This is a genomic window from Photobacterium makurazakiensis (assembly GCF_050336715.1).
Lineage (GTDB): Bacteria > Pseudomonadota > Gammaproteobacteria > Enterobacterales > Vibrionaceae > Photobacterium > Photobacterium makurazakiensis.
This window is the reverse complement of record NZ_JAKJSJ010000072.1, coordinates 20,109-30,050: the sequence shown is the minus strand read 5'-3', so window position 1 is coordinate 30,050 and position 9,942 is coordinate 20,109. Positions and strand designations below refer to the sequence as shown.

Sequence of the window (9,942 nt, the reverse complement as noted above, 5' to 3'; positions counted from 1 at the left end):
GTTTAATCAGCCAGAAGATTTCTATTCAATACATGGTAGTAATTTATCAGGTATCAAAAAAGTGATATTTCGATATGTACTCCGCCACTTAATGAACTGGAATGTGAATAATATTCGTACAAACGGAATTTCAAATAAAAGGTAATTTAAACAAGCAGTAATGCTTACTTTAGAACGACGACCGAGCACTCCAATGTAAAGCAGAGTGTCTCCCCCTATAATTACTTTTTAATCAAACTTTTTACTCTTTCTCGAAGCCATTGGTGAGTAGAGGAAGAAGAATTTGATTTGTGCCATTGCATATAAAATGGAATACGCTTGAGTGGAATTGGGGGTTCAATAATGGTTAACCCAAGCGTTTGCTTATAATACATAGCAAGACTTCTGGTTGTATGACAAAACAGCTGAGTTTCACTCACCACTAGCATATTCGCGAGCATCGAACTGGCTTCATTCACGATATGACGTTTGATGTTCACCGGCTTTTCAAAAAACAAATCCAAAGCCAACTTATTATTACGCCGCAAACTCAATACTGATTGAGGCAATTTTTGATAATCATCGAGACTAATCCCAACCTCACTGTGAGAGTGCGAATTCGCAACCACCAGCACAATATCATCTTCGAAAAGTAACTCATGAGCTAAGCTCTTGTCTTCTAAAAGACAGTTATCAACAATGAGATCAATTTTTCGATTTCGAAGATCTGTAATACCACGCTCTTCGTCATAAATCTGCTCATGCAACGAATAGGTTATCTTCTCGTTTTCCTTGCTTGGAGGCTCTCTCAGCAGCTGAGTATGGAACTCCTCTGGCGTTGAAATAAAAAACCGTTTAGTTGACGTCTGCGGATTAAAAGTATCAAACGAATTCACCACTTGTTCAAAGGCGAGTAGCTCATCACGCACATTAGTATAAAGCGCTAACGCCGCAGAAGTCGGACGCACTTTACTGTTGCCTCGGATAAACAGATCTACCCCAAGTGATTTCTGCAAACGTCTCATCGCCAAACTCACCGCAGGAGGAGATACATCCAGCGCCTCACTCGCTTGGACATAACTCCCCGTTTCCATCACTTTGACAAAGACCTTGAACAAATTGAGATCGAACTTAAAAAAATTCATTAGCCCCCATTGGAGATAAATATTATTAACCTTCGAGATACACCCTAGTCAATGTTGATTATCTCGGCAAGTTGTTAAAGTTTACTCATCAACAGGACTCATCTTGATGGCGAAAAGGTTCGCTTTAATGAATAGATGGGCCCCATTTTAGCTATCTCTTTGAGATTCTAAGGAAACGTTATGAATAAAAGTTTATTAGCAGTTGCAATTGGGTTAGCTCCACATATCGCACTAGCAGACTATGATTCTATTGATAACTATCAGGGAAAGCCTGCAACTAAGCATACTATTCAAGCAAATAAAGCGTTTGCCAAACACCTACCTTGGGACGATAGCAGCGCCTTTGATCGCACTAGTCGTGGGCTTGTTGCAGAGCTTGAAGGTGATGCGACTAACGTTCGTGCGCGTTTTCCTCACTACTCAGAAATGAACCTTGATGAGCTGCCTCACTCGGTGAATCCATCATTGTATCGTCAAGGTATGCTCAACTATGCTGCAAATGGTTTATATGAAGTGACAGAAGGTGTATGGCAAGTTCGCGGGGCCGATATTACCAATATGACCATCTATCGCTCAGACAATGGCTATATAATTCATGATCCGCTATTAACAGAAAGCGCAGGCAATGCAGCGTGGGAATTTGCAAAAAAGCATCTGCCAACAATCAATGGTGAGCATAAGATTACAGGCGTGATCTATTCACACTCTCATCAAGATCACTTTGGTGGCTCACGTGGGATTATTGACGAGTCTTTTGATGGCTTAATTATTGCTCCAGATAAATTTATGGAGTCTATCGCAGCTGAGGCGATGGTCGGTGGCAATGCGATGAGTCGACGCTCTCAATATCAATATGGCACAACACTTCCAACGACCACCAAAGGCATCGTTGATAATGCATTAGGGTTAGCACCAAGCCAAGGTGACGTCACCTTAGTGCCGCACAATAAAGAAATCAATGAGCGTGAAGAGTGGGTAAATGTTGACGGCATAGATATATTATTCATCAATATGCCCGGCGCCGAAGCACCGAGTAAGCACGTACATTGGATCCCAAAATACAAAGCACTTCACACCGCAGAGCTTACGTTCGATGGTCAACACAACATATATACATTCCGAGGTGCGAAGACTCGAGATGCTCTGATTTGGTCTAAATACCTACACGAATTAAAACTGCGCTTTGCCTCTCAAGCCGAGGTTCTGCATCAAGCACACTCAGCGCCTGTCTGGAATGATGGAAATGGTGAAATTTCCGAGTATCTAACACTACAACGTGATAACTATGGTTTCTTACATAACCAAACCATGCGCTTAGCTAATCAAGGGGTCACCATAAATGATATTGGCCGAGAGATTGAAAAAATCATCCCTCAAGCACAACTGGATACATGGCATACCAATGGTTATCACGGCTCATATAGCCACAATGCACGTGCTATCGTAAATCTGTATTTAGGCTACCTAGACTTAAACCCTGTTAACGTAAATCCATTGCAAACGATTGATAAGTCTTGCGTATACGTCAAAGCCGCTGGTGAAAAAACGCTGATTAAAGCAGGTAAAGAGCATTACGCTCAAGGCGAGTACCAAGAAGCATCTCAACTGCTGAATGATGTACTGCAATGTAACCCATCAAATGATACCGCCCGCCAACTGTTAGCTGATTCATTTGAGCAACAAGGGTATCAATCAGAAACCATGGCGTGGCGTAACTCGTACCTTCAAGGGGCCTATGAGTTACGGACTGGTCATGTTGCGGAATCAATCAAAATGTCGTCTGTAGATATTATCGCCAATACGCCAACATCAGGCTTCTTGGACTTCTTAGCGGTATCCATTAATGGCAACAAAGCGATTGAACTAGGGTTGGATTTCAGCTTAACCATTAGCCACCCAGATCTGAACGAGCATTACTATGCAGAGATCAGCAATGGTAACTTAACAGCAATCCAAACGGATAAGCCAATAAAAGCCGACACAACATTGACGATCAACAAGAGCGATATGTCAGAGCTATTAATTTCAGAAATGACACTCGCGGACCTACTGGAGAGCAAAAAAGCAGCACTAAAAGGAGATAATGACTCCTTCATGAAGATGGTATCAACAGTTGTCACCTTCACTCCAGATTTTGATATTGTGCCGATGCCTTTGAACAAATAGCCATGTGAGTCAAAGAGGTTAAGGAGCCTTGATATTTTATCACTTCTTAGCCTCTCCCCCCCAACCCCTAATCCAATATACGCTTCAGCCCTGATATATAGGCAGGAAATTGTGAAATAGTATTGTGGCCTGCACCTGTAATGACATCCACCTCTACCAGCTTATCGCCAAATTCAGCAATTAGCTGGTCGGTTCTAGCCCGAGGGATCACCCTATCCTCTTCTGCAATGAATATATAGGTTTGAGCCGTAATATCTTTTACCCTATCCGAAGATCGGTATCTGTCTTTTATCATCCAGGAGACGGGAAACATCCAATAAATATCTTTAGCGACATTCTCAATGCTATCAAATGGCGTCACCAAGATAAGCTTGTCCACTTGCCGATTAGCCGCCACGTATGTGGCAATACCTGAGCCAAGGCTCCGGCCCATCAAGGATATTGAATCATGTTTACTTTTGACCGACTGAAATATCTGTACAGCATCGCTATATAGCACCTTCTCAGTCGGCGTACCTGCATTATTACCATAACCTCGGTAAGGGATCAGGTAGATGGTATAATCTGGAATTACCGCATTAAAGAATGGGATATTGGCTTCGATACTTTCTGCGTTTCCGCCGTAATAGATTAACGCCTTAGGTTGCCCTTCATTAAGTACCCAGCCAAAAAGCTCTGCACCATCAACAACGAAGCTGGTATTCATTTCGCCATAAACATCACTGGCAAGCTGAGGAAAGTACAGAAACTGACGCTGTAGGGAACAAAAAGTAAGAGCAAAAAGTGCGTAGCACACCACTAAGGTAACCAATATATTATTCATTCCCGCTACCTGTCTTGCCTGTGCTTATAACAATAATAGACGAGCACATAAATAACTATATTGATGCTCACAGCCGCAATACCCAATAAAATCTGGACATCAAAGCGCAATCCAACCGGATAGATAATGGGAATAATATAGTGCTCGACAAATCCTTCCGGATAACCTTCACCACCTGCCGCTTGCCTCAATTGGTTTTCCAATGGTGTTAAAGGGCAGATCCAACCTTTGAAGCTGATCGCAGCAACCCATAGTGCAGCAGGAAGATGGACAAACAACATATAGCCACGCCATAGTAGTAGCGAGCCACCGAGCAACGCGAAGATGATAAATAAAAGGTGGAGTATTACGACAAGATCTGCCAGTACCCGATAAATCATAAGCTATCTCCCCCTCCCCTTGGTCAAACATAGCTTATCAAAGCAATAACTGTTATCCACATTCAGGTCAAAGTTTGAAAGTTATACCGACCTACAACACGTGGGTTCTTAGCTGTTATCAACAAAATCTGGGGACAGTTCAAGCTAAACGATGTGAGAAGATAGTAGAGTGGAATAAACAGGTAACTTGCACCGCAATTCAGCAAGTAATAAAAGTATATAAAAGCAATCTGGAATAAGTTTTTCCACAGTGCTTTGACTATCATTTGCCTAATCCAAACAGCATAAGGTAATTATCAATGAAAATCTGCGTAACAAGTGTGCCTGTTGAAAACCAAGATAAAGCTATTGATTTCTATACAAATACTTTAGGTTTTATCAAGAAATCAGAAGTACCACTTGGTGAGTACAAATGGCTAACTGTTGTGTCTCCACAAGAACAATCAGGTGTTGAGTTGCTGCTTGAGCCTATGGCTTTCGAGCCTGCTAAGCAGTACCAAAATGCCCTAAAAGAAGCTGGTATCCCTTGGACATCGTTCGCTGTCGATGACGTTAATGAAGAGTACGCCAGACTTTCTAAGCTTGGGGTTCAATTCTCAATAGCTCCTAAAGAGGCAGGAAACGTTATCATTGCGGTATTAGATGATACCTGTGGTAATTACATCCAACTAATGCAGCAACTATAAAACCGTCGTAATGCATAAGACCGTCCAGGTGACACCATTAGTGTTACCTGAATTATTCGCTATTGCCCATTCAGTGTTAGTATCAAACATGATCCCCTAACAAATTACAGGTGCAAAATGCCCTTCGGCCCTAAGACATTCTATGAGAGAGAACTCGATCGTTTATACAGTGAGATATCACTCCCAGCCAAACAGTACACGCTTATCAGGCAGTCGAAGGCATTCATGGAAAAGTATCACTCTGAAAGAATTGAGTTAAATGATTTAGCCAAAGCTGCATTCATGTCTCGATTCCACTATGTTCGAGTATTCAAACAAGTATATGGGGTAACTCCTAGAAGCTACCTGAAAGATATGCGTATCTCAAAAGCCAAACAACTTCTGAAAGACGGTCGCTCAATAACGGACACTTGCTTCGAGGTAGGTTATGAAAGCTTGGCGACTTTCTCTACCACCTTTAAAAAGAGCACAGGTTACTCTCCAAGAGAGTTTCAAGATTATTATAAAAAGGCCTGAAATAAGCTTTGAACAAACCAAACGGCAAACCCATTCAAGAGACAGTACCTCACTCAGTAATGTCCACCACCTTCGATTTAACCAGGCATAACTGAATTTTTCCCGTCCCAATGTAAGTTCGGACATCGTAAATCAACACCCAAGCCGAAGATTTAATTTAGCTTGTTATGCTAGCTTTCCTACACGATTGAAGGAATTCACCAATATCGCATACTCTACAAGTGCTACATCGTAATACGGCTGAGCAATTAACTCACATCTCACGACACCTTGAATGATAGCTGCGGCTTTTACCGGATTTAGCGACTCAATTTCTGCTTCAGAGAATTTTTCAAGCTCATTACTATGCATTTCAATGCAATAGCTGCATCCGTTTAACTTAGATATTTCCAGTGCAATGTAGGCGGCCTCTGCTTGATTTTGACAAGCCAGTTGCAGTTCACCATAAATCGCCCCAAACTTTTGTTGAATATTAGATAATCGCATAGATAACTCCCAAGTGAATAAAAGTGAAACAAGCTAAAGTCGCGTAAGGTAAAGCCGTGTGTATTTATTCGAATTAGCCGTTGGCTCAAATTGTCTTGTATCGAACAAGATAGGAAAATTATATATCGACAGTTTCATGACTTAAATGCTATTTTTTATATAACACTAATAGCCAAATTGATATAAATATGGGTGAACCATCGATTTACGAGTTGGAGGTTTTTGTCGCTGTAGCTGAGGCAAAGAGTTTCAGTAAAGCAGCAAGTATAAAAAATGTAACTCAACCCGTTGTTAGTCGAACAATACGAAAGTTGGAATCAAGGTTTAATGCATCTCTTTTTAAGCGAACAACAAGAAAGGTTCTATTGACAGACGATGGAGAGTGGTTACTAAAACGTGCTTATTCAATATTAAAAGAGCATGAAACTATAATTCCGCATTTTCAGCAATTAACTCATGAAGTATCTGGTGAGATAGTTGTCGACGCTGCAACGCCATTTTCTCTCTACGCCATTATTCCGCTAATGCAAAAACTCCATGATGTTTACCCCAAATTAAAAGTTAACCTGATTAATAATGAAGGACGAACTGAATTACTAAACTCGAACGTAGACATTGCTATTCGCATAGGTGATTTACAAGACTCGTCGATGAGAGCAAGAAAGCTCGGTGTAACTAATCGAGGCCTTTATGCATCACCAGAATATGTCGCGCGATCGGGGTTACCCACTAACAACTCTCAGCTATCGGAACATCATCTCTTAGGGTTTTATCAATTTGAAAATTTAAACCGGTGGCCGTTGGAAAACTCAGAGGGGGATGTGTTTACTGTTAAGGATACTATTGCAACAAGCAATAGCGGTGAATCTCTCAAGCAGATGACTTTGAATCACATGGGGATAACTTGTTTATCTCGTTTTACTGTAGAAGAAGATCTAAAGGCTGGCCGCCTGATTCCGATAATGGAAGAGAAATGGCGAGATGAAAATATCCCAATATATGCGGTATTCTACACTGGGCAGCATTTAAATTTTCGTACCAAAGCATTCTTAGATTTTTTGGTTGATAACATTGTGCTCTAGCTCAATATAATTGAGGACTTCAATAAGTACGTCTACGTGAGCTAACCCAGCTTTTATTCATATGACCATCACCAGTATAACTAAGCTTTAAATCTTGAATGGATAGACGCTCTAATACACTGTGTGGTGGTCGGTTTTCGGATGTTGCATTCACTTTTATGACATACCCAAATTAATATTTTTGGGCTAAAAGCATGATATATAGCTAATTTACTAAGAGCACGCCATCGACTTCAGGTGCAGCGTGTTCATAAATAATCTTGGGTCGGCAATATTATTCAGCATTGATTGCGTGGGCAAGCAATCGTCATCGACGTAGTCGACATAATCAGACGCCGAATCAAAAATCAAAATATCCAACGCCAAACGATCCAACCCGTATAGACCTCGATGGATCATATCCGCTGAAAACACCAACAAGTCGCCTGCCGCTAACGCAATCTGCTTACCACCAGAAATGCTATCACTGCTCACCTTACCATTCACTTCTTGGCGAACATTGTACTCTTCTTCATTGTCCCATCGCTTGTGCGTCCCGGGGATGATCTCCATGCCGCGCTCATCAAATAAAGGCACGCGAAGGTGTAACACTTGCGTATCTTGTATTACTTTCATCTGGTCTTTAATGTCATAGTCATATTGACAGTCACGATGCCAGAAGTCTTTTTGTTGCGGATTCACAGGGTTGAAGAACAGTTGCGTATTCATGAACGCTGGTTTATTCGGTATCACGGCATCGACCACTTCCATGATTTTTTTTGAACTGATGAAGTCAAAAAGTACCGTTCTATCGTCGGTGGGTAAATATTCGCTTCCCGTAATTAAAGACGAGTTAAACGCTTCTTCCTGATAGAACTCTTCGTTATCTGCTTTCCACAATTCATGGAATTTCAAGACTACTTTTCTAAGCAATGAAATCTGAGTTTCATCGAAATAATTTCTGATAACAAAGTAACCATGTTCATCGTAACTGTTACTTAATTGTTGGCTGTTTTCTATCACTGACTACCTTCGCACTCTTTGTACCGTTTACTGACCACGGCGTTGTTTGGCGTATGATGCCAGACAGGCGTCATTCAACCAAGTAACTAATGAGAGACAACGAGGGAAAGTCGCGCTAAGAAAGGAGTATCTTTATATGTATCATGGGCTTGTACTTTCAGTGTCAAAAACAATGACACAAACAGCGTACCTCTCATCAGTATCGCCCCCCTCCCCATTAATCGATAAATGACCAGACATCGATATAATCAGGTATGGCGGGTTGTTCTAAGTTATTTTTGCCCCTTTTCAAGCTAGGGTCGATGGACCATTCACTTCACCAAAGCGTTATTTGACTAACCTTTCCTAATGCCAGTAATGTGTTTACATGTAGTGGTCGATTCAAGTAGCGCGCTAAGGACAGTAAGTGCATATTTATATTTTTGGTAATTTGAACGTTGGAAAGTCGACGTTTTGTAGGGAATTACACAGAAAGCTTCCTGATTATGATTACTTATCTCTTGACCGTTACAGGCAACAATATACTGATGCCAGTCTAAAGGGTGAAAAACTAACGAGTCGTAAGTTTGTAGCCGATGTAAAAAACACCTCTCATGCTATTGTTGAGTTTACAGGATGTGGCCCAGTTGCAGAACGACTTAAAGCTATTCTCAGTACCAAATGTGGTGTGCTAATCGCTGTTCATAGGTGTATGGATGAAAACCTAGCAGCAATTGATGAAGCTAAACTTGCAAGTATTCCATACCCTATAGAGTACAAAGAATGCCAAACAATAGAAAAGACAATTCAGCGACCTGAAAAAAGCACAACGCTATCTGCATTGGAAGTGAGTTGGCAGCGTCAGGTTTGGCAATCATACTCATATAACCTTGAACAAGACTTCGCATTATTTTGGTCTCAATTCCCTATTGAACATCATGAAGTCGTTAACCATCTCAATCATTTTTTCTTGAGCCAAAACACAATCAGTAGTGCATTGATTTACGGATCGTTTGGCGCGAATTGTGCGACCATATCGTCAGACGTCGATTACTTTATACAGACTAATGTACCAGCAACCTACTGGTATGATGCTCTTATGGATCAGTATGATGTAGTCCAGGCCGACCTTATCAATAATAAGATTACTCTGCGTTACGAAAGCGGGATGTTAGTAGAGGTAGCCACTGGAAAACAGCTATCTGAAATAGCGTTATATTACAGGGAGTCGTTAATACATAATTGCGAATTTACGCCCGTAAAGGACGGTGAAGATGAGCAGCTTCAATTGAATCATTTTTTGGAGCAAAAGAAGCTAGATAGCGATTCCGCTGTGTTAATCGCAAGTGAAACCTACTTTCTATTTTGCTCGTTACCAAAGCTCTTTAAATCTAAAGATAGCTATAAGTATTCGTTTCATACCATGTTCATTAGGCATCATGCAATTCAGTTAGAGCACTTACTTCTTGGGAAACCAGAGCACAATTACCTTCCCAAACAAGCAGCACTTTCTCTTTTTCACTTCCCTTGGTGGAGCTTCAATACTTGTGCTACGACAATTGAAGCAAAGCAATATCAAGCGCTCTATCGATATTTAAAAGCACTTTATTGCCAATTAGAGAAGGCTAAATTAATCGAGAAGGATAAATACTTCTCTACACGAACAGAATTTTTACATCACCTAGCATAAAAGGGCTA

At 41.0% G+C, this 9,942-nt stretch carries 10 protein-coding genes; 5 read left to right on the top strand and 5 right to left on the bottom strand.

Translation table 11 applies throughout. From position 1 onward, the window contains the following. Nucleotides 1-221: 221 nt before the first annotated feature. Entirely contained in the window at nt 222-1,124 is a 903-nt protein-coding gene (locus tag L4D09_RS24805; RefSeq protein WP_428460225.1) for a LysR family transcriptional regulator, read from the bottom strand. Between the two features lie 180 nt (nt 1,125-1,304). On the opposite strand from L4D09_RS24805, the gene L4D09_RS24800 reads away from it, so the two are divergent. Beyond that, entirely contained in the window at nt 1,305-3,290 is a 1,986-nt protein-coding gene (locus tag L4D09_RS24800; RefSeq protein ID WP_428460224.1) for an alkyl/aryl-sulfatase, read from the top strand. Nucleotides 3,291-3,357: 67 nt separating this feature from the next. Here the strand turns inward: L4D09_RS24800 and L4D09_RS24795 are convergent, their stop codons facing one another. Further along, on the bottom strand, nt 3,358-4,113 hold the full coding sequence (locus L4D09_RS24795; protein WP_428460223.1) for an alpha/beta hydrolase: 756 nt from the start codon (nt 4,111-4,113) through the stop codon (nt 3,358-3,360). Between the two features lie 5 nt (nt 4,114-4,118). Continuing rightward, the gene (locus L4D09_RS24790) at nt 4,119-4,493 is read right to left on the bottom strand and encodes a DUF2784 domain-containing protein (RefSeq protein ID WP_428460222.1); all 375 of its coding nucleotides are present in this window, start codon (nt 4,491-4,493) and stop codon (nt 4,119-4,121) included. Nucleotides 4,494-4,792: 299 nt separating this feature from the next. On the opposite strand from L4D09_RS24790, the gene L4D09_RS24785 reads away from it, so the two are divergent. Then, a complete protein-coding gene (locus L4D09_RS24785) occupies nt 4,793-5,179 on the top strand; it encodes a VOC family protein (protein ID WP_428460221.1) in 387 nt (128 codons plus the stop codon). Between the two features lie 225 nt (nt 5,180-5,404). Beyond that, nucleotides 5,405-5,695 (top strand): helix-turn-helix transcriptional regulator, encoded by a 291-nt coding sequence (locus L4D09_RS24780; protein WP_428460220.1) that lies wholly within the window; start codon nt 5,405-5,407, stop codon nt 5,693-5,695. Nucleotides 5,696-5,860: 165 nt separating this feature from the next. Here the strand turns inward: L4D09_RS24780 and L4D09_RS24775 are convergent, their stop codons facing one another. Further along, on the bottom strand, nt 5,861-6,181 hold the full coding sequence (locus tag L4D09_RS24775; protein WP_428460219.1) for a carboxymuconolactone decarboxylase family protein: 321 nt from the start codon (nt 6,179-6,181) through the stop codon (nt 5,861-5,863). Nucleotides 6,182-6,369: 188 nt separating this feature from the next. On the opposite strand from L4D09_RS24775, the gene L4D09_RS24770 reads away from it, so the two are divergent. Beyond that, complete coding sequence (locus L4D09_RS24770) at nt 6,370-7,263, top strand: LysR family transcriptional regulator (protein WP_428460218.1); 894 nt, start codon at nt 6,370-6,372, stop codon at nt 7,261-7,263. A gap of 213 nt (nt 7,264-7,476) precedes the next feature. On the opposite strand, the gene L4D09_RS24765 is transcribed toward L4D09_RS24770, so the two are convergent. Further along, nucleotides 7,477-8,265 carry a phytanoyl-CoA dioxygenase family protein gene (locus tag L4D09_RS24765; RefSeq protein WP_428460217.1) on the bottom strand — a complete coding sequence of 263 codons (789 nt, stop codon included), beginning with the start codon at nt 8,263-8,265 and terminating at the stop codon, nt 7,477-7,479. Between the two features lie 406 nt (nt 8,266-8,671). Between L4D09_RS24765 and L4D09_RS24760 the strand changes: the two genes are divergently transcribed. Beyond that, nucleotides 8,672-9,934, top strand: coding sequence for a hypothetical protein (locus tag L4D09_RS24760; RefSeq protein ID WP_428460216.1), 1,263 nt, complete (start codon nt 8,672-8,674; stop codon nt 9,932-9,934). Nucleotides 9,935-9,942 lie beyond the last annotated feature (8 nt).

What these genes read in the sequence shown, in the direction of transcription:
- L4D09_RS24805 (WP_428460225.1), bottom strand. Translation starts at nt 1,124, where the DNA reads ATGAATTTTTTTAAGTTCGATCTCAATTTGTTCAAGGTCTTTGTCAAA.
- L4D09_RS24800 (WP_428460224.1), top strand. Translation starts at nt 1,305, where the DNA reads ATGAATAAAAGTTTATTAGCAGTTGCAATTGGGTTAGCTCCACATATC.
- L4D09_RS24795 (WP_428460223.1), bottom strand. Translation starts at nt 4,113, where the DNA reads ATGAATAATATATTGGTTACCTTAGTGGTGTGCTACGCACTTTTTGCT.
- L4D09_RS24790 (WP_428460222.1), bottom strand. Translation starts at nt 4,493, where the DNA reads ATGATTTATCGGGTACTGGCAGATCTTGTCGTAATACTCCACCTTTTA.
- L4D09_RS24785 (WP_428460221.1), top strand. Translation starts at nt 4,793, where the DNA reads ATGAAAATCTGCGTAACAAGTGTGCCTGTTGAAAACCAAGATAAAGCT.
- L4D09_RS24780 (WP_428460220.1), top strand. Translation starts at nt 5,405, where the DNA reads ATGGAAAAGTATCACTCTGAAAGAATTGAGTTAAATGATTTAGCCAAA.
- L4D09_RS24775 (WP_428460219.1), bottom strand. Translation starts at nt 6,181, where the DNA reads ATGCGATTATCTAATATTCAACAAAAGTTTGGGGCGATTTATGGTGAA.
- L4D09_RS24770 (WP_428460218.1), top strand. Translation starts at nt 6,370, where the DNA reads ATGGGTGAACCATCGATTTACGAGTTGGAGGTTTTTGTCGCTGTAGCT.